This window comes from Peribacillus sp. P4_C12 (assembly GCF_056402095.1).
In genome coordinates, this window is sequence record NZ_JBFUIB010000024.1 from 1 (window position 1) to 19791 (window position 19791).

18 protein-coding genes are annotated in these 19791 nt (G+C 40.2%); 1 reads left to right on the top strand and 17 read right to left on the bottom strand.

Going from position 1 to position 19791, the window contains the following annotated elements:
- Positions 1–160 precede the first annotated feature (160 nt).
- From AC1DUW_RS07060 to AC1DUW_RS07140, 17 genes are all read right to left on the bottom strand, one after another.
- Complete coding sequence (locus tag AC1DUW_RS07060) at positions 161–1075, bottom strand: diacylglycerol kinase (RefSeq protein ID WP_053344227.1); 915 nt, start codon at positions 1073–1075, stop codon at positions 161–163.
- Positions 1076–1259: 184 nt separating this feature from the next.
- Complete coding sequence (locus tag AC1DUW_RS07065) at positions 1260–1709, bottom strand: hypothetical protein (protein WP_477642259.1); 450 nt, start codon at positions 1707–1709, stop codon at positions 1260–1262.
- Between the two features lie 33 nt (positions 1710–1742).
- A complete protein-coding gene (locus AC1DUW_RS07070; RefSeq protein ID WP_477642260.1) occupies positions 1743–2189 on the bottom strand; it encodes a LiaF transmembrane domain-containing protein in 447 nt (148 codons plus the stop codon).
- Positions 2186–3256: a hypothetical protein gene (locus AC1DUW_RS07075; protein ID WP_053344225.1), complete on the bottom strand. Its 1071-nt coding sequence runs from the start codon at positions 3254–3256 to the stop codon at positions 2186–2188. Before AC1DUW_RS07075 ends, AC1DUW_RS07070 begins: the two co-directional genes overlap by 4 nt.
- Positions 3249–3716 carry a hypothetical protein gene (locus AC1DUW_RS07080; RefSeq protein WP_053344224.1) on the bottom strand — a complete coding sequence of 156 codons (468 nt, stop codon included), beginning with the start codon at positions 3714–3716 and terminating at the stop codon, positions 3249–3251. The genes AC1DUW_RS07075 and AC1DUW_RS07080 overlap by 8 nt, the downstream gene beginning before the upstream one ends.
- On the bottom strand, positions 3713–4255 hold the full coding sequence (locus tag AC1DUW_RS07085) for a sigma-70 family RNA polymerase sigma factor (protein WP_223305394.1): 543 nt from the start codon (positions 4253–4255) through the stop codon (positions 3713–3715). The genes AC1DUW_RS07080 and AC1DUW_RS07085 overlap by 4 nt, the downstream gene beginning before the upstream one ends.
- A gap of 183 nt (positions 4256–4438) precedes the next feature.
- Complete coding sequence (gene gatB, locus AC1DUW_RS07090) at positions 4439–5866, bottom strand: Asp-tRNA(Asn)/Glu-tRNA(Gln) amidotransferase subunit GatB (protein ID WP_053344222.1); 1428 nt, start codon at positions 5864–5866, stop codon at positions 4439–4441.
- A 12-nt stretch (positions 5867–5878) separates the two neighbouring features.
- On the bottom strand, positions 5879–7339 hold the full coding sequence (gatA, locus tag AC1DUW_RS07095) for an Asp-tRNA(Asn)/Glu-tRNA(Gln) amidotransferase subunit GatA (protein WP_053344221.1): 1461 nt from the start codon (positions 7337–7339) through the stop codon (positions 5879–5881).
- A gap of 12 nt (positions 7340–7351) precedes the next feature.
- On the bottom strand, positions 7352–7642 hold the full coding sequence (gene gatC / locus AC1DUW_RS07100; protein WP_053344220.1) for an Asp-tRNA(Asn)/Glu-tRNA(Gln) amidotransferase subunit GatC: 291 nt from the start codon (positions 7640–7642) through the stop codon (positions 7352–7354).
- Between the two features lie 274 nt (positions 7643–7916).
- On the bottom strand, positions 7917–9464 hold the full coding sequence (pruA, locus tag AC1DUW_RS07105; protein ID WP_053344219.1) for an L-glutamate gamma-semialdehyde dehydrogenase: 1548 nt from the start codon (positions 9462–9464) through the stop codon (positions 7917–7919).
- A 201-nt stretch (positions 9465–9665) separates the two neighbouring features.
- Positions 9666–10835 (bottom strand): CamS family sex pheromone protein, encoded by a 1170-nt coding sequence (locus AC1DUW_RS07110; protein ID WP_053344218.1) that lies wholly within the window; start codon positions 10833–10835, stop codon positions 9666–9668.
- 11 nt (positions 10836–10846) lie between these two features.
- Positions 10847–12853 (bottom strand): NAD-dependent DNA ligase LigA, encoded by a 2007-nt coding sequence (gene ligA, locus AC1DUW_RS07115; protein ID WP_053347929.1) that lies wholly within the window; start codon positions 12851–12853, stop codon positions 10847–10849.
- 103 nt (positions 12854–12956) lie between these two features.
- Positions 12957–15206: a DNA helicase PcrA gene (gene pcrA, locus AC1DUW_RS07120; RefSeq protein WP_053344217.1), complete on the bottom strand. Its 2250-nt coding sequence runs from the start codon at positions 15204–15206 to the stop codon at positions 12957–12959.
- Between the two features lie 78 nt (positions 15207–15284).
- Positions 15285–15968, bottom strand: a complete 684-nt coding sequence (gene pcrB / locus AC1DUW_RS07125) for a heptaprenylglyceryl phosphate synthase (RefSeq protein ID WP_053344216.1) — start codon at positions 15966–15968, stop codon at positions 15285–15287.
- Positions 15969–16202: 234 nt separating this feature from the next.
- Positions 16203–16517: a YerC/YecD family TrpR-related protein gene (locus AC1DUW_RS07130; RefSeq protein WP_053344215.1), complete on the bottom strand. Its 315-nt coding sequence runs from the start codon at positions 16515–16517 to the stop codon at positions 16203–16205.
- A gap of 27 nt (positions 16518–16544) precedes the next feature.
- The gene (locus AC1DUW_RS07135) at positions 16545–17582 is read right to left on the bottom strand and encodes a DUF3048 domain-containing protein (RefSeq protein WP_477642261.1); all 1038 of its coding nucleotides are present in this window, start codon (positions 17580–17582) and stop codon (positions 16545–16547) included.
- Positions 17583–17625: 43 nt separating this feature from the next.
- Complete coding sequence (locus tag AC1DUW_RS07140) at positions 17626–19371, bottom strand: adenine deaminase C-terminal domain-containing protein (RefSeq protein ID WP_377441460.1); 1746 nt, start codon at positions 19369–19371, stop codon at positions 17626–17628.
- 146 nt (positions 19372–19517) lie between these two features.
- On the opposite strand from AC1DUW_RS07140, the gene AC1DUW_RS07145 reads away from it, so the two are divergent.
- The gene (locus AC1DUW_RS07145; RefSeq protein ID WP_053344212.1) at positions 19518–19784 is read left to right on the top strand and encodes a YgaP-like transmembrane domain; all 267 of its coding nucleotides are present in this window, start codon (positions 19518–19520) and stop codon (positions 19782–19784) included.
- The last annotated feature ends 7 nt before the right edge of the window (positions 19785–19791 follow it).

Genomic DNA, 19791 nt, shown 5'->3' on the forward strand with positions numbered 1-19791 from the left:
AAGTTAACTCCTCGGCAATTTCCTTTATCACAAGTCGTGTTAATACTGCTGCCTTTTCTGCGTCTTCTGGTGTCGCTCTTCTGATGTACACGTTACCTAATCTCCTTACTAGATTTAAATTAAAAGGAAAAGGCCACCCATTTTAGTGACCTTCTTTTCATTATTTATTTGTTGGATCGTCCGGCAATATTCCTTCCGGGATGAATACATCAAAATGACGGTACTGGTTTACGAATTCAGCTGGGGCCATGCCACCAAATTCCCCGTCCAAATTAAGCATCATGTCTTTTTTTGCAGTTACTTTGATCCGATTCGCTTTTTCATAAATGACATTTTTGTCATGTATATGTTCACCGCGCATTGCCAAAGTTACGACTCGGACAATATCAGCAAGATTTGCCTTTTTCAAAATAAGTAACGTGAACATGCCGTCATTTAGGGATGCGTCTGGTGCGAGTTTTTCGAAGCCACCGACCGAATTTGTATTGGCGACTAAAAATAGCATAATCTCGCCTTCGAAAAGCTTTCCATCATATTCGATTGAAACTTCTGTCGGCTTGATAGAAGGTAGCATTTCAATCCCTTTAATGTAGTAAGCTAGCTGCCCAAGCATTGTTTTCAGCTTGATTGGCACGTCGTAGGTCAATTCAGTCAATCGACCCCCACCAGCAATATTGATGAAATATTTATCATTCATTTTTCCAATATCGATTGGCATCGTATGCCCACTGGCAATAATATCAGCTGCCCCTTCGATTGACTTCGGTAAATGCAGTGCCCGCGCGAAATCATTCGTCGTTCCTGTCGGAATAATTCCTAGTTTTGGGCGTTTTTCTGCAGTGGCCAGTCCATTAACAACCTCATAAATCGTTCCGTCGCCTCCTGCTGCAATGACAATATCATAGCCGCGTTCAATGGCAATTTTAGCTGCATTCGTTGCATCACCAGCACCGGTCGTCGCATGTGTAGAAGCCTCATATCCAGCTGCTTCAAGCTTTGCAAGCACCCCTGGTAAACTCTTCTTAATGGCTTCCCGGCCTGATGTCGGGTTGTAAATCAACCTTGCTCTTTTCATTTCCCATCATCCTTATACAAATTGATTCCATAAATTACATATTAATCGTTCACTACATGAAAAGCAATATTCGAAAAAAAAGAGGACCGCATTTCGGCCCATTTCTTTATATGCTTTTTTCCAGAAATCTTATCAGAGAAATTATAAAGCTTTTTACAATTTTATTCTAGTAAATGGTTTAAAATTATGGGTAATGAACATTCACTTTATACGTATCGAAGACAGTTAAGATATGATTCCCTTTTCCAGACTTTAGTGTACCATTCTTTTTTTCAGTGCCTTCTTCATTCGTGTCTTCTTCTTTTATCTCGGTCGTTTTCCAGCTATTTTCAGGCCCCTCGAGCTCCTCGACACCTTTTGCTTCAATCTTGATATCACTATTTTCTTGAAGGTATACACTTAGGTAGCCGCTATCTTTTACACTCCAATTACTTAAAAGCTGTCTTGGCTTTAAGACAAGATCCGTGCTTTGTCCATTAATCTCTAATGATAATTCAGCAGGGATAATAAGAGTAGCCTTGAGATTCGTCCTGCCTCCGCCTAAAAGGCTATTTTGAACCGGTAAATCCTTGAAGCTGATATAAAGTGTATCACCGTTTCTCTCAACCATTAAATAATCTTCCGTCTTTTTCAACAGGGATTCAGCATCTACTGTTACATGCTCATCTTACGTCCCGAATATAGAAACTTCTTCATCGGTCCCACTTTCAACCGTCAATGGGTATGATCCAGAATCTAGAACGACCCTATGAATGTCTTTTCCAGCCTTTTCATTGAACCCAGGTAAATTCACTGTTTTTTCTTCGCTTTGCACGGCTGCCCTGACTTGATCCATTATTCCACTTGATGTCAGCAGAATTAAAACAATTCCCGTCGTTCCAAGCAATCCTACGAAAAGAATACTAAGAATATCATATTTTACAAAGGAACTTTCTTTTCTGGAAAAATAGATATAGAAGAGAATTTCCACTCCCAAAATAATGAAAAGTAACGGCCACCAAGAAAGAAGAATCGTCGTCATATTCATATTTGCAATTTGAGAAATCAGTAAAATCATACCTAAACCAACCAGAGAGACTCCCATTGAAATTGTTCCGACTCTCCATGTTCTCATTTTGTCTCCTCCTTGTCTCTCGTTTTTTTACTTCCAGCTAACAATTTTATTCCTCCACCTATAAGAAGGATACACACGAGTCCTTTTTGAAAATAATCTCTAAACCAATATTCTAAGTTGCTTCCAACCCATTCATCTAAATGAGGTGCAATTGCCGGAACGATAATGTTACTTGCCAAGAAATAAATTCCTAGACCCACCAAACCAAGGCCTATCCATTTTTGCTGATTGACAATTCCCGAAATTATGGGCGTATCTTCAACAGGACCCTCTTCCATTTTAGCCGCTTTTTGTAATCCATCAAAAAAGCTGTAAAACCAGATGATCGGAATAAGGAAAAAGAAGAATCCTAAACGGAGTAAATCCAATATATAAATGGCGAATAAAAAGCCGGCCATCAATTGGATTCCGCGTTTCTGCAGCCCTAAATATAAATGACCTGCCCCAGGGAAAATGGCGAATAAAGTCGCGACCGATTTACTCTTCTTCCCAGATTCCCGTCTCTCTTCGAAATCTTCCAACACGGTTCGATCAATAAGCTCCTCACCCCTCTGCTTTTTATTCAGCTGTTGAACAGAATCAAAAAAGCTGTAAATCCAGATAACTGGCAATAAAGCCATGAATATTAGCAGACCTTCCATTTGTGTCATCACACTGATGAATATCACCATAATGCCAAGGCCTAAAAAGCCAATTAGAAAAATAAGTCCCCGATTCATGAGGCCGAGCTGGAAATGTCCGAGACCAGGCACGAATGAAAGGACAATTACATAGAATCTTTCTGCTTCCGGCTGATCCACTATTCCGCCTGCATCCGTTTCGCTTTTAGGATTTCTTAGAGAGGTAACTACCAAGTCAAATATACTGATGATATAAAACACCATTCCTATAATGGAAAAGGCAAGAAACGCTTCCACTTGACTAATCAATGTAAGAAAAAAGCCTCCCAGCCCTAATCCAAGCGTGGCTAGAAAATAAAATAAACCTTTATATCTCCTACCTAGGTAAAAATGACCAAAACCCGGCAGAAATGATAACAAAAAAGCTAATATCGGACTTTTATTCATTTCTAAACCCCTCCTTATTTTTCTTTTCAATAGAGTCCATCCAATTAAATGTTTTATCAATAAGACCATCGGTTAAGGTCTGAGTTTCCTTTACAGTACTGGATTCTACAGAATCAACGTATTCAGTCAGGGATTGAAAAACTCCGGCCGCCATTAATAGAATCGTAAAACCAGCGGCAATCAGGTAATGTCTTGTAATCGTCCGAAGAGATTTTTCTTTTTTGATTTGCTTAACCTCTTCAAAAGATACTTCATTTAGTTGAGTAATCGAGCTCATAACAGAATCTGCGATATCAAGTTCTTCAACGAGCAGACTAGATTCGGCTCTTTCCATCGCCTCCATATAGACTGTTAAACACTCGTCACAGGAGTATAAATGATTTTCATATTCTATTTTTAGATTATCAGGCATTTCATCCGCCAAATAAGCAATCCACCCTGCTTCAGAAACATGGTTCATGAAAAATCCTCCTCTTTCCAATGTTTTCTCATCCAATTCCTTGCCCGATATAGCTTTACCTCAACAGATTTGACTTGAATCTGCTGTTCCTCTGCAATTTGCTGGAATGTTTTTTCTTGTATGTAATAGCCATACACAACGTCCCGATACCCCTCCGGAAGGTCATTCAGCTTCCGTAATACTTGCTTTCGTTTTTCATTTCGAAAAAATACTGCCTCAACATCATCAGATAGGCCTAAATGAGCTTCCGAAGTCTGTACTTCATGTGATTCTTCCTTTTGCCTTTCTCGTTTTCTCTTCAAATCTATTGCATGATTGACGGCAATACGCGTAATCCATGTTTTGAAACCTTGATTTTTATATTGAGGAAGAGAAGTATAGATTTTGATAAAGACTTCCTGGGTGACATCTTCTGCATCCTTTTGATTGCGTAAAACGGAATAGACGGTTCTAAAAATCGTCTCCTTATACGTTTCTATCAATATCCGGAAAGCATGATCATTTCCACCTCTCACCTTCTCCACTAACTCATCTGTCACTTCTCTCCCCCCTTTCATTTAAGCATTCATATAATAGACGACACAAAAAGGAGTTACCCCTACAGATAACTCCAAAAAAAATATAAAATTAATTTCTCACTCACAAGTTCCAGTATTTCCTCGTAAAACTCTTTTGATAACCATATGAAAACCGCATCACTTAGAAAGTGATACGGTCAATTATTAACGTTTATTGATTTCTTCAACCAAAATTTTATTAACAAGTTGTGGATTAGCTTGGCCTTTTGTCGCTTTCATAATTTGTCCGACAAGGAAGCCGATTGCTTTTTGTTTACCAGCTTTAAAATCTTCAATTGATTGCGGGTTATTATTCAAAGCTTCTTCAACCGCTGATCGTAATGCACCTTCGTCAGAAATTTGGACAAGTCCTTTTTCCTTAACGATCGTTTCTGCGTTACCACCGTTTTCGATCAACTCTTTGAATACCTTTTTCGCGATTTTAGAAGAAATTGTACCATCTTCAATCAGTTTGATCATCCCTGCCAATGATTCAGCAGTCAACGCAACATCATGCAGTTCTTTCCCTTCTGCGTTTAAGAAAGCAGAAACCTCACCCATGATCCAGTTCGATGCAAGTTTCGCATCCGCACCTGAAGCAACTGTTGCTTCAAAGAAATCAGCCATTTCTTTTGTTACCGTTAAAACAGCAGCATCATACTCTGGTAAACCAAATTCTTCAACGTAACGTTTTTTTCGTGCATCTGGAAGTTCTGGAATCTCCGCAGTAATGCGTGCTTTCCATTCTTCGTCGATATGGATAGTCAATAAATCTGGTTCCGGGAAATAGCGGTAATCATCAGAGCCTTCTTTAATACGCATTAGAACTGTTCTACCTGTAGCTTCATCGAAACGACGTGTTTCCTGTTCGATTACGCCGCCTTCATTCAATACCTCTGCTTGTCGGATTTCTTCATGCTCCAACCCTTTACGAACGAAGTTGAATGAGTTCAAGTTTTTCAATTCAGTTTTCGTACCGAATTCTTTTTGCCCAACTGGTTTCAAGGAAATGTTAGCATCACAGCGAAGTGAGCCTTCTTCCATTTTACAATCGGAAACACCCGTGTATTGAATAATGGATTTCAATTTTTCCAGATAAGCATACGCTTCTTCAGGAGACGTGATATCCGGCTCGGATACGATCTCAACAAGCGGAGTACCTTGGCGGTTGTAATCACAAAGTGAATAGTTCCCTTTATGTGTCAGCTTACCAGCATCTTCTTCCATATGAATACGTGTAATGCCGATTTTCTTTTTCTTGCCACCGACTTCGATTTCAATCCAGCCATGTTCACCGATTGGCTGATCGAATTGAGAAATTTGGTAAGCTTTCGGATTGTCTGGATAAAAATAGTTTTTCCGGTCAAATTTCGTGATTTCTGCCACTTCACAATTTAGCGCGATAGCAGCTTTCATTGCAAAATCAACAGCCTTTTTATTGACGACAGGCAATACACCTGGATAGCCAAGATCGATTACAGTCGTATTGCTATTTGGAGAGGCACCGAATTGGTTCGGGCTCGATGAGAAAATTTTTGAATCTGTTTTTAATTCTACGTGTACTTCTAGACCAATTACCGTTTCAAAGTCCATTTTTTTCACCCCTTACAGCTTAGGAAATTGTTTATGAAAATCTGTTGCTTGCTCAAATGCGTGAGCAGCGCGGTAAATCGTGCTTTCATCAAAATGCTTCCCGATCATTTGCAGACCAAGCGGAAGACCATTAGCAGCGAAACCACAAGGTACGGAAATACCTGGTACGCCAGCAAGGTTGACAGGAATCGTTAAAATATCATTCGCATACATCGTTAATGGATCGGCAACTTTTTCACCGATTTTGAAAGCTGGTGTAGGTGTTGTCGGTCCAACGATTACATCATATTTTTCAAATACATCTTCAAAGTCTTTTTTGATCAATGTACGCACTTTTTGAGCCTTTTTATAATAAGCATCATAATAACCAGAGCTTAAGGAGAAAGTTCCAAGCATGATACGGCGTTTTACTTCGTCACCGAATCCTTCCGATCGAGTTTGCTTGTACATATCAATTAAGGTTTCTGCATTATCTGTACGGTGACCGAAGCGAACGCCGTCAAAACGGGAAAGGTTTGCCGATGCTTCTGATGAAGAAAGCAAATAGTAAGCTGCTAGAGCATATTTGGAATGCGGCAGAGAAACTTCTTCCCATACAGCTCCAAGTCCTTCTAATACTTTTAAAGCTTCAAGTACAGAATTACGTGCTTCTTCCCCAACACCTTCACCAAGGTATTCTTTAGGAACTGCAATTTTCAACCCTTTAACATCGCCTGTTAATGAATTCACAAAATTCGGTACGTCTAAGTTAGCAGATGTGGAATCCATTGGATCGACGCCTGAAATCGCTTCAAGAAGGTATGCATTATCTTCAACCGTTCTTGTCACCGGACCGATTTGATCTAATGAAGAAGCAAAGGCTACAAGTCCGAAACGGGAAACCCGTCCATATGTAGGCTTTAAGCCGACAACTCCGCAGTATGCAGCTGGTTGGCGAATTGATCCACCTGTGTCAGAACCTAATGAGAATAAGACTTCACCAGAAGCGACAGATGCAGCTGAACCACCTGAAGAGCCACCTGGTACATAATCCGTATTCCATGGATTGCGTGTTGCCTGATATGCTGAGTTCTCATTTGAAGAACCCATCGCAAATTCATCCATGTTCAATTTTCCAATTGTCACCGTTTCTGCCTGCTGTAGCTTTTGAACAACGGTTGCATCATAGATTGGATCAAAGTTCTCCAAAATTTTGCTCGCACAAGTTGTCCGTAAATTTTTAGTAACAATATTATCCTTCACACCGATTGGCATGCCAAACAGGGCGCCTTGGCTCTCGCCTTTTACTAATTGGTCATCCAATTGTTTTGCTTGGTTGCGGGCGTTTTCTTCATCTAATGTCAAAAATGCCTTCACCTTGTCTTCTACCTGTCCGATTCGCTTATACGATTCGTTAACAAGATCAGTAACGCTGATCTCTTTATTATGTAAACGTTGATGAAGCTCGGAAACTTTTTGTTCGAACAACGACATCATTGTCCCTCCTTATTCCATAATGGCTGGTACACGGATATATCCTTCTTTGCTATCCGGTGCATTCTTAACTACTTCTTCTACTGGTAATCCTGGTTTTGCAACATCTTCGCGCATTACATTTTTCATATCCAAAACGTGAGAAGTCGGGTTTACCTGATCCGTATCAAGTTCATTCAACTGCTCCGCAAACGAAATCATTTGTTCAAGCTGATTCTGAAACTGTTCTGCTTCTTCTTCCGTAATTGCCAAACGAGCCAAATGGGCAACGTGTTTTACTTGTTCCATAGAAATTCGTGACATTCTCTTCACCTCCGAAAAAATATCCAAATCGACTAAAATAGTCGCTTTTCTCCATAAAATCATCGTTTAAATCATATCAAACTATTGCACAGTAAAGCAACAAGAGATACCTTGTCGAAATTCAAATATTTCTTAAAGAAAAAGAAGTATTTTCCGGGAAATATGAGAAAGTTGCCGAAATTTCCGGGGAAATTCCAAGAAGGCAGTCAAATTAGTCAAATGTTCTCGATTCTTGCAAAAATCCCTTCCTAAATAGGAAGGGATTACATTTCCATTAATATGCTTCTGAAGTCGTTTTTCCTTGCATGTGAAGGATAAGATAATCAGGTCCTCCTGCTTTTGAGTCTGTACCTGACATATTAAAGCCTCCAAACGGCTGATAGCCTACAATTGCGCCCGTACATCCACGGTTAAAGTATAGATTTCCCACATGAAAATCATCACGTGCTTTTTCCATATGTTCACGATTATTCGTAATTACTGCTCCCGTCAGGCCATAATCCGTATTATTTGCAATCTCAATCGCTTCATCAAAGTCTTTTGCTTTCGAAAAAGCAACAACTGGGCCGAAAACCTCTTCTTGCATGAGCCGGGCATACGGATCAAGATCGGCAATGATCGTTGGTTCAATGAAATAACCGGTTGTATCATCACCCTTTCCACCAGCAGCTAAACGACCTTCTTGTTTCCCAATTTCAATGTATTCCATGATTTTTTTATAAGCTTGACCATCGATAACCGGCCCCATGAAGTTTGCACCATCTTCTGGATCACCAACGGACAATTCCTTTGCCAGTTCTAAAGCACGCTCTAGCACCTGATCATATACTTCAGCAACAATGACAGCCCGGGAACAGGCAGAACACTTTTGCCCGGAAAAACCGAATGCCGAATTCACGATCGATTGAGCAGCCAATTCAAGGTCCGCTTCCTTATCAACTACAATCGTATCTTTACCACCCATTTCCGCAATCACCCGCTTCAGCCAAATTTGGCCTTCATTCACTTTTGCGGCACGTTCATAAATTCTCGTGCCTACTTCACGAGATCCTGTAAATGAAACAAAACGGGTGCGGGGGTGATCGATAAGATAATCGCCTACTTCTGAACCGCTCCCCGGGACAAAGTTCAATACCCCCTTAGGCAGACCTGCTTCCTCCATCACCTCCACAAATTTAGCCGCGATAACTGGAGTAGTCGATGCCGGTTTTAACAGAACCGTATTTCCCGTTACGATGGCAGCAACAGTCGTTCCTGCCATAATAGCAAAAGGAAAATTCCAGGGGGAAATAATAATTCCCACTCCAAGTGGAATATAATCATAGCGATTATTTTCATTCGGTCTGCTCTGTACAGGAATTCCGTCTTTTAATTTGAGCATCTGCCTTGCATAAAACTCTAAGAAATCGATAGCCTCAGCCGTATCACCATCTGCCTCATTCCACGGCTTGCCAGCTTCTTTCGTCAGCAAGGCCGAAAATTCATGTTTCCTCCGTCGGACAATAGCTGCCGCTTTGAACAGTATATCTGCCCTTACTTCAGGCTCTACCTTACGCCATGTCTGAAAGGCCGCATCCGCTGCCTGAACCGCCTTCTCAGCCAAATCACGATTGGCTTTCGATACATAGCCTATCACTTCTTCTTTTTTGGCTGGATTAATAGAAATAATTTTATTTTCTGTAGAGATTTTTTCTCCACCAATGACTAAATCATAATTCTGACCTAAGTATGTTTTCACCCTGCCTAACCCCTGTTGATACGCCTCGCTATTTGCCACTTGAGAAAAATCCGTAAACGGTTCATGTTTATACAATTGCACCAAAACAATCCCTCCCTGTTTTAAATAACTTTTCAACACTATCAATCTTATTCTAACTAAAACTGTTAAACTCTTCAAATTATGTATAAATAAGATAATAGCATTCAAGAATAATAGCCAGGCATAAAGCCATTTTGTTAAGGTTACTCATGGCTAGATTTGTTCCAAATAAAAAAGATGAAGCTTGTTAAGCTTCATCTTTTTTTATTCGTATATATGCACGGTTGGTTCGTCTTGATTTGCCTCGCGAACAATAAGTGCTTCGGGTCCATTTACAGAAGTGATCGATACTTGTACGGCAATATATTTAGGGAAACGTTCCATTACAAGACCAGCTACATATTGTGTAAAGCCAATCGCTTCTGAGTTTCCATAAAATTGGATAGGAATATCGATGTTCAAGCTTTGTAATTGGTCATCCATATAAAATGCCCTGCCAATAACTCCATTAAAGTTAGGGAAATATTCTTCAACATCTTCTTTAAAATTTGTGAATGTGTTGACGTCATCCCTATATTTTTTTTCTGCACCTGCCGAAGGAAATAGGAAGTATTCTTCGTTTAAGTCTGTCCATTTTCCAATATTGTTAGAGTTTTTCCCGATATTCGTATAGGAAATAAAATTCCCAGGAACTACAGAAGATTTTTCATTTTGCTCAAACAAGGCAATCGTAATCGGAACATTTTTCAGCTTGTCCATTTTACGCAATCTTTTTAAGACTTCCTCAGCAATTTTCTCCCCTTCTTGTTTTAGTTCTTTACTATCAATTTTCTTTTCATAGGTTGCCCCGTATGCTTCTTTTTGATAGTAATGGACTGAATTTAGGGCAAGGCCTATTACAACTCCGCCAAGGCTCACTGAATTATCTTTTGTTTTGACTAAATAATTATGTTCTAAAATATGAGCAAGATAAATTGGATTTTCATCATTCCGCTTATCAATGTCACCTTCTCCTGAATCAACAGGATTTAAACCTTCGTTATCCTTTTCTTTCATGTTCTTTTCTTTCAACTGGCTTTTTGTATATTTTCTGTTCAACCAGGATGATATCTTGGAACTGTCGAGCATTTGCCCCTCTTGAAATAGGTATTCTTCCGGGTCAAATTGAGTTTGCGCCAACCGCATCAGTCCATTTTCAAACTCTTCGATATCATATCGAGTATTTAAATTCGAAACGACCAAACCGCGGGCTTTTGATGGCTCAAACGGAAGAATCGTTTGATAATATTCTTCCGAAATTTTATACTTCGGAATAATTGCTGTATCCTTGTCGTTTTTGGAGTCTTGAACTACCTCTTGCTTATCCTCAAAACTAGGTGCACATCCAGCAAGAAGTAGTATAAGAATCATCCCCAAAATAGAGTGTTTCCTCATAGCTACACCTCTTATTTTTTTAGTTCCTCAATCAGTCTCTCTTCATCCCATACGAGAACGCCTAGGCCTTCTGCCTTTTCTAGTTTGGAACCAGCATCTTCGCCGGCCACGACCAAATCCGTTTTCTTGCTGACACTTCCGGCAACGTTAGCTCCTAGCGCCTCTAATTTTTCTTTCGCTTCATTACGTGTTAGCTGATGCAGTTTCCCTGTCAAAACGACTGTTTTTCCAGCGAAAATGGAATCGATTTCTTCTATAGAAACAGCTCTTGCCCCTTTATAGGTAAGGTTCACACCGGCTGCTTCCAACTCATTCAACAGTGCATGCACTTCCTCCAATTCAAAATACGCCACGATGGAATCAGCCATTTTTTCTCCAATTTCATTAATTGCTGTAAGTTCTTCACGGCTCGCCTTGCTTAATGCTTCCATAGTGCCGAATTCCCTCGCAAGGGTCTTCGCTGCTTTCGAACCAACATGGCGGATACCAAGGCCGAATAGTAATTTTTCTAGCGAATTGCTTTTCGAAGCTTCGATTGCCTGAAGGAGTTTATTGACGGATTTATCTCCCATCCGTTCCAATGCTATCACTTGATCGTATGTAAGCTTATAAATATCAGCTACATCCTGTATGAGCGCTTCCTTAAATAACTGGCTAATTACTTTTTCACCTAAACTGTCGATATTCATTGCTGTTCGTGATACAAAGTGAATCAAGCCCTCTCGGATTTGTGCCGGACATTTCGGGTTGATGCATCGTAGGGCGACCTCCCCGTCCAGTCGGACAAGCTCGCTATCACATTCTGGGCACTCAGTCGGCATCTGGAACTCTACTTCTTCCCCCGTACGACGTTCTGCTAGTACATTGACGACCTCTGGAATGATATCGCCTGCTTTTTTCACGACCACTTGATCTCCAATACGGATGTCCTTTTCACGGATTAAATCTTCGTTATGCAGCGAAGCTCGTTGCACAGTCGTTCCCGCTACCCGAACAGGATCCAAAACAGCCGTTGGTGTCAACACTCCCGTCCGGCCAACATTCAGCTCGATAGCTCTTAGTGTTGTGATGACTTCTTCGGCTGGAAATTTGTAGGCAATCGCCCATCGCGGACTTTTTGCCGTAAAGCCTAGTTCATCCTGCTGTTCAAGTGAATCCACTTTTACGACAATTCCATCGATATCGTAGGCCAAGTTTGGACGTTGTTCAGTCCATTCTTCAATATAAGCAAGAACTTCCTCTATATTCGTACAGGTTTTTCGTTCTTTATTTGTTTTAAACCCTAGTTCATCCAATAAATCTAGACCCTCGCTGTGAGAACGAACCCCTGTTTCACCTAAATCAGCAATCGCATAAAGGTATACATCCAAGTTCCGTTTCGCGGCAAGTTTTGGGTCAAGTTGTCTCAAAGAGCCAGCAGCTGCATTACGAGGATTTGCAAAAGGTTCTTCCCCGCGTTCTTCCTTCGCCTTATTTAGAGATTCGAATGATTTTTTTGGCATGAATGCCTCACCACGCACTTCTATGGCAATAGGCTCCCGTACCTTCAAAGGAATTGACTTGATTGTTTTCAGGTTTTCGGTAATATCTTCACCAATTGTTCCGTCTCCTCGGGTTGCTCCTCTTACGAAATATCCATTTTCATATTGAAGTGTGACGGCTAGTCCATCTATTTTCAATTCACATACATAGGAAAAATTGTCACCTACAGCCTGTCGGACCTTTCTGTCGAAATCGCGTAGGTCACTTTCATTGAAAGCATTACCTAGGCTAAGCATCGGTGTCGTATGCTCCACTTTTTCGAACATATCCAGGATGGCCCCACCGACCCGCTGTGTTGGAGAATCGGCTGTTTTCAGCTCGGGAAATTTCTCTTCATACTCAATTAATTCACGTAAAAGCCGATCATATTCAGCATCAGGTACGGATGGCTGGTCCAACACATAATATTCATAGCTATATTGGTTCAATAAAGTTTGCAGCTCAAGAACAATCTTCTCTGCAGCTTGTATGTCCATACGTTCAATCCTTTCTAAAGAAGACTCCACCGCACTTCATCTTAGAAGAGCGGTGTCTAAGTCAGATATCCCTATTCTTCACCAGTAGACGCATATTCATAGCTTAGGCTTTTTCTATTGGTGCAAATTTCGCCAATAGGCGTTTAATGCCGATTGGACTTGGGAATGCAATATCCAGTTCCTTTCCTTCGCCTTCTCCTTTTACACTCACCACGGTTCCAATCCCCCATTTTTTATGGGAAGCCTTGTCACCAACTGCCCAACCAATCTCTTCACCACCTGTTGCAGATGGGGCAGAAACAGCTCGCCCAAAGGTAGGCATTTTTCTTGTGGAAGCCGTCGCAGTGTTCCCTGTTCTCGCCGGAGAACTGAATGGAGTCTGCTTGGATCTAGGAGCAGGTTTCGGTTTAAGATCTTCAAGAAGTTCCTCGGGTATTTCTCCGATGAACCGTGAAACTGGATTCATGCTCGTCCGTCCATACAGTGTCCGCATTTGAGCATTACTGATGAACAACTCATTTTCAGCCCTTGTAATCCCCACATAAGCAAGACGGCGTTCTTCTTCCATCTCCTCCTCATCCATGAGCGAGCGGCTATGAGGGAAAACTCCTTCTTCAAGGCCCAGTAAAAAGACTACCGGATATTCTAATCCCTTCGCCGAATGTAGTGTCATTAACGTTACCGTATTTGTAGCTTCTTCGGAGTTCTCATCTAATTGATCAATATCAGCAACCAACGCCAGGTCAGTTAAAAAGCCAATCAATGATTTGTCCTCGCTGTTACTTTCGAATGCTTTCGTTACAGATAAAAACTCATCTATATTTTCAAGACGGCTTTGTGATTCAATTGTTTTTTCTGCTTGCAGCATCTCACGGTAACCGGTTTTTTTAATGACTTCTTCCACCAGTTCCGTCACAGATAAGTACTCCTGCTGATTTGTATAGTTAGTAATTAACGTGTGGAATTCCCTTGCTGCTTTGGTAGCCTTCCCGCTTATCCCAATCATTTCCACGGACTCAAGTGCTTTATAAATGGAAAGATCATATTGATCTGCATAATCTGCTACTTTGTCCATTGAAGTTGCACCAATACCTCGTTTCGGTACATTTATTACACGGCGAAGACTGATGTCATCATCAGGATTTGCAATAAGACGCAGATAGGCAAGTAAATCCTTAATCTCTTTACGATCATAGAACTTAGTGCCGCCGACGATTGCATAGTTAATATTGGATTTAAGCAGAACTTCCTCCATTACCCGTGATTGTGCATTTGTTCTGTAAAGGATTGCTATATCGGAATATTTTCTACTACCGTCCTTAGCTAATTCATTTATCTTTCCTGCTACAAATTGCGCTTCCCCTTGTTCATTGTCTGCACGGTAATAGAAAATCTTATTACCCTCTACATTCTCGGTCCAAAGATTTTTCGGCTTCCGGTTTCGATTATTATCGATGACCTTATTCGCCGCTTCAAGAATCTTTTTCGTTGAACGATAATTCTGTTCAAGGAAAATCATATTGGCATTAGGATAATCTTTTTCAAATGAAAGGATATTCGCAATATCCGCACCGCGCCAGCGATAGATCGACTGATCTGAATCCCCTACAACACAGAGATTACGGAATCGTGAAGCTAGCAGTTTAACAAGCATATATTGAGCCCGGTTTGTATCTTGATACTCATCAACATGAATGTATTGAAACTTCCGCTGATAATATTCTAGCACTTCCGGTATAAGTTGGAACAATTGAATCGTCATCATGATCAAATCATCAAAATCGAGGGCTGAATTTTTCCGCAAACGTTTTTGGTATTCTGTATATACATCTGCCGTTACTTTAGTAAAATAATCTGACGCAGTTTTGAGGTATTCTTCTGGTCCGACCAATTCATTTTTTGCTGAACTGATACTACCTAAAATGGCCCGGTAATCATATTTCTTTGTATCCATATTACGGTCTTTCATAATTTGCTTAATGACTGATTGCTGATCCGTCGTATCTAATATTGAGAAATTCCTATTAAATCCAATCCGATCAATATCTCTTCGCAAAATACGGACACACATCGAGTGGAACGTTGAAATCCAGATATCTTCGGACGCACCGCCCAGAATGCTACGGATTCTTTCTTTCATTTCACGTGCGGCTTTATTAGTAAATGTGATTGCAAGGATATTCCAAGGTGCTATTTCCTTCTCAACCATCAAGTAAGCAATACGGTGAGTCAGCACACGCGTCTTTCCACTTCCTGCCCCAGCCATAATTAGAAGTGGACCATCTGTTGCTTTTACTGCTTTTTGTTGCTGTTCATTCAAACCTATTAGTAATTTTTCCGCTAAATATTGCATTATCACACCACCTATACGAACATTCGTTTCTGTTTTAGTATACTACATTTTTTCCCTATTTACATTTTGGTCAAATTATCATTTAACTGCCTCAACTGTTGCAAGCGCCGTTTTCAAATCTTCATAGATCACATTGCCAACAACGATTACGTCCGCAAACTCCGCCATCTCTTTGGCCTGCTCTACTGATTTAATCCCACCACCGTAGAATAGTACAGTATTCTCCAAACTCTCTCTCGCCGCTTCCACCATCTGGACATCGCCATAAGCACCGCTGTATTCAAGATAAAAAACTGGCAGTTTGAACATCTTTTCTGCCATCATTGCATATGCACCCACATCATCCATATCCAGATCCGTATTAGCTTTCGTCAATTGAGCCGCCTTACACTCAGGATTTAAGATGCAATATCCTTCTACGAAAATTTCATCCCAATTCAAAAGGTATCCGTATTCTTTGACTGCTTGCTGATGCAGTTTCATCATCCAATCCGGATTGGTGCTATTTAGGACACTCGGAATAAAATATAAATCGAATCCCGGCGTCACTGTTTCAACCGATGAAATCTCCATCACACATGGGACTGTATATCGCCTAACTCGCGCCATCAAATGAAGTACATTCTCAAGCGTAATTCCATCGGTGCCTCCAACCATAATTGCATCTGTACCAGATTCACAGACTTTCTCTAACGCCTCATCGCTTATTTCTTTATTTGGATCGAGTTTGAAAACATGTTTCCACTCGCGAAAATCGTACATTATAATCCTCCATTCACACTTCCCATTTCACCATTATAGCATTAAGATTTTTCATTAAAAAAGAGAAGTATCGATAAAATGTTTACCAACTGGAAACCTCTGAATCTAAAATCCAATATAACACGGATACGACTGGACGGTAGCTGCTATAGAAAACGCTTGCTCAAAATAAAAAGCCGGGAAACGAATTCCTCGGCTTTTTCTATTTCATACAATATAAAAAAATCGAATTCATTAAGATTCCGTTGTTTCTTCAACGTTTTCCTTTATACGGTTAAGAGCCATGGTGTAGGCATCATTTCCGTAGTTTAAGCAGCGTTTAACCCTAGAAATCGTGGCCGTGCTAGCACCTGTTTCGTTTTCGATTTTATGATAGGTTTTACCTTCTTCAAGCATACGGGCTACTTCAAGGCGCTGTGCTAATGATGAAATTTCATTGACTGTACATAAGTCATCAAAAAATCGATAGCATTCGTCTAAATCGCGCAAGGAAAGTATCGACTTAAACAGCTGATCCGTTTCTTTCCCTCTTAACTTATCAATTTGCATGTTTCTCCCCCTCAATTTTCATGGGTATCAAAATGAGACGTCTTCTACTAAACCAGGTTGATTCGGAATAATATTGACCCAAGTTTTCCCCGGTATCAACCCTACTTCTTTATCGTTTTTCACTGGTATAATTCGACCATCTTTATTAACCCATTCTACTTCATTGACCTTCCCCTTTTGAAGTAAATAACCTTTTCCGCCACTTTTTAAATCARTTTTAAGGCGTCCTTTATCATCAACCACTTGATGAGTGGTCTCAATGATGAATATATTATCCAGTAAAATCGGTTTGCTTGATTTATGCTCGACTGTTTGCTCACCATTAGAATAACGTTTATATTTCTCTTCTGTTCCTTCATATTCATACCTTACATTGAACTCTGCCGATCCGTAGGATATCTCAATTTTCAAAGCCGATTCTCCTTGAAGACCAGCCGCCTCTTCCTCTGTCAGGAAAGTAAATGGCTCTGGTGCACCTGTCAGCTCATATCCTTTTTCCTTCGCGCCCTTTTCAATATTATCAAAAGAAGTGTAGGAATTATGCGGTGCGTTTCGATCTGTTGAGCGCTGAAACAAAGTACCATCATAATATAGGCCGTTCAAGTTATCAATATATCCTTTGTCCAGCATGGTTTTTGCCTCTGGGCTATTCCCATGACACACATAGATGCAGTCCAAACCTTTGGCCATTTCGATATAATAGTCCCTTGCACTCCGAACCGGTCCGATTTGGTTCGGCATTTCACTTTGGAAAACAGCTAAAAATCTGGTTATGTCGCCTTCCGCCAGCAATTCATAGACTATGTCCGCATCTGAGAGACCAGATTGTGGACGCGCTTTTGGATGATTATTAATCATCACCGCTACAGCCCTTTGCTCGGTATCTTCATTCGTGGCTACACCAGTAAGTGGAAACATGTTGGAAGGCTCATTTTTAACATCTGTATTTTTAATGACAGCTGCATCTTTCGGCTTACTGTCATCTGGTACAGGTTCTTCTTTAGTCGAACAGCCTGCTAGCAGAAAAATAGCAATAATGATGAAAAGAACTCTCTTAAATTTCATCTTTCCACTCCCCTGATTTTTTAACCATTTCTTCTCTTATATTTTAACGCATTATAGTAGGAAAGAGTATAGTTTTATTCATTACATCATATACTCCTCGCTGGGTTACCCTTATATAGGGAAGATGAGTTGTTGAAAAGAATGAAAGGGTATACACCGGATCAGCAAAACGATAACCCCTTTCACGTAGCAGCTTTTTCAACTCATTCTCTTCTTTAATTAGTTCAGGAACCTCCTTATTGGACATGACTCCTTTTAATTTTAAAGGCAGTTCATGTATCACCTGGCCTTGTTCAGTCAAAACGATACCACCGCCAATTTCCTTCAACCGGTTAAATGCTATATGCATATCCTGTTTCCGTTTACCAATTAAGATTATGTCACCCGTATTTGTATAAGAACCTGCAAAACCACACAATTTATTGGCAAAGCCTTTTAATATCGTATTAATGCGCCATTTACCTTCACGGTCAATGAGCATGAAAAAGCATTCATCATCTTTAAAGGTCAGTTCTTCATGCCCAACGTCATTGGAAAGATAATATGGCTTCGTGATTACGTTATTAACCAGTTCAATTCCAAACGGCATAGAAAATTCAAAATCTTCCTTTAAACTAAGATCCCAATCAAGTTCAAGCGGTTTAAAATCAAAATCGCTCCAGTTGATTTCCTGAGAATCGGGAATTACTTCACCATCCCGTTTCACCCATTTCCCTTTTGCCATTACAGAAACTGGTGCCGGATCCTTTATATCTGTCAGAAAATTAATGTTGGCAACCCTTCCAGTAGCAATATTACCATGAAGATATTCAATATTATAATAGCGGGCGATATTAATAGTTGCCATATTATAAGCATCAATGACCGGAACACCTTGCTCTATTGCTATTTTGATTAAGCTGTCTATAAAACCACCTTCATAAAAAGATGGAGGTGATCCATCTGTTGTATAAAAGAATTTGTCATAATGATCGATGCCCATATCATGTATTTCTTGTATCAACTTAGGAAGATCCGGTCGGATAGAAGAATGCCTTAGTGAAACATAATAACCCTGTAGCAGACGAGACATGACCTCATCGCCTGTCATTGCCTCATGATCACAATCAGCACCAAACAACGTCATCTTCGCCAACGTTTTCTCCGACGCACCCGGAAAGTGTCCTTCTATTTTCTTCCTCATCCGCTTTGCTTCCTGAATCCAGTGCAACATCATGTCATCCCCGTCGAGGAGCTTCGGCCATCCCGTTAGTTCACCGCCCTGTAGTACGGCATCGTGCTCTAGCCAAGATTTAACTGCACCATGTGAAAATACCATATCCTCGTCTACTAATTCCGTTTGTCCATCAAAACGACTCCACCAATACATTGTAACAGGAATATTACGAAGTTCTTTCAAAAGAGAAAACGCTTTCTTTTTTTCTAACTGCAATAGAAATGGCAAGTTATCATTGATTAATGTCGTTGTCCCAAAATGAGATGCATAACGTGAAAAAGAAAGGGGATTATATAATTGAGAAGGATGTGAATGCGGCTCAATATATCCCGGGACCAGGTACTGATTTGTACAGTCAACCATTTCGCAGCGGTCTATATTTTCAGGAAGCTTTTCGCCAACATAGATTATGCGATCATCATAGATCCAGATATTCGCTTTCACCCATTTTCGTAAAGCCTGATTTAAATAAGTCGTATTTTTAAGCAGAATGTGTGGTGCCCTATTGCCATCCAGCACATCTATATGTTCACGTAGATGTTTATTTTTCCATCTATAGCGCTGTTCAAGCATAAACATTCCCCCATAATTTTTTTGAAACAAATGCAATAAAAAAACCATTTTAAACCCAATTTTATTTCATACTAACATACTTACCAGATTAGCACAGTAATGTTAACTGAAAAATTGTTAATTTTTTGTGAAGGGATGTACTTTTTATGAAGTTTAAACAAAATATTAGTATAATAAATGCACTTATGCGGATTACCTGTGGTTTTACCTTTCTATCATGGGCAACAGCAAAAATGGTTAAAAAACCTTGGAAAAACCAATCTTACTTATTTGTCGTCATGATTTCTGCTATGAAAATAGGTGAAGGCATTCTACGCTATTGTCCAATCGTGGACGCTATGGAGAATGGACAAACATTAATGAAAAAAGAACAAAAAACGGAAAATGATTTTACTTCACCTGATTCTTATTAAATCTTTT

Coding starts and splice junctions, on each gene's coding strand:
- AC1DUW_RS07070 (WP_477642260.1), bottom strand. CDS start 2,189: ATGAGAACATGGAGAGTCGGAACAATTTCAATGGGAGTCTCTCTGGTT.
- pcrA (WP_053344217.1), bottom strand. CDS start 15,206: ATGCAATATTTAGCGGAAAAATTACTAATAGGTTTGAATGAACAGCAA.
- gatA (WP_053344221.1), bottom strand. CDS start 7,339: ATGTCGTTGTTCGAACAAAAAGTTTCCGAGCTTCATCAACGTTTACAT.
- gatC (WP_053344220.1), bottom strand. CDS start 7,642: ATGTCACGAATTTCTATGGAACAAGTAAAACACGTTGCCCATTTGGCT.
- AC1DUW_RS07060 (WP_053344227.1), bottom strand. CDS start 1,075: ATGAAAAGAGCAAGGTTGATTTACAACCCGACATCAGGCCGGGAAGCC.
- AC1DUW_RS07145 (WP_053344212.1), top strand. CDS start 19,518: ATGAAGTTTAAACAAAATATTAGTATAATAAATGCACTTATGCGGATT.
- gatB (WP_053344222.1), bottom strand. CDS start 5,866: ATGGACTTTGAAACGGTAATTGGTCTAGAAGTACACGTAGAATTAAAA.
- ligA (WP_053347929.1), bottom strand. CDS start 12,853: ATGGACATACAAGCTGCAGAGAAGATTGTTCTTGAGCTGCAAACTTTA.
- AC1DUW_RS07080 (WP_053344224.1), bottom strand. CDS start 3,716: ATGAACCATGTTTCTGAAGCAGGGTGGATTGCTTATTTGGCGGATGAA.
- AC1DUW_RS07075 (WP_053344225.1), bottom strand. CDS start 3,256: ATGAATAAAAGTCCGATATTAGCTTTTTTGTTATCATTTCTGCCGGGT.
- AC1DUW_RS07140 (WP_377441460.1), bottom strand. CDS start 19,371: ATGCTTGAACAGCGCTATAGATGGAAAAATAAACATCTACGTGAACAT.
- AC1DUW_RS07110 (WP_053344218.1), bottom strand. CDS start 10,835: ATGAGGAAACACTCTATTTTGGGGATGATTCTTATACTACTTCTTGCT.
- pcrB (WP_053344216.1), bottom strand. CDS start 15,968: ATGTACGATTTTCGCGAGTGGAAACATGTTTTCAAACTCGATCCAAAT.
- AC1DUW_RS07130 (WP_053344215.1), bottom strand. CDS start 16,517: ATGCAAATTGATAAGTTAAGAGGGAAAGAAACGGATCAGCTGTTTAAG.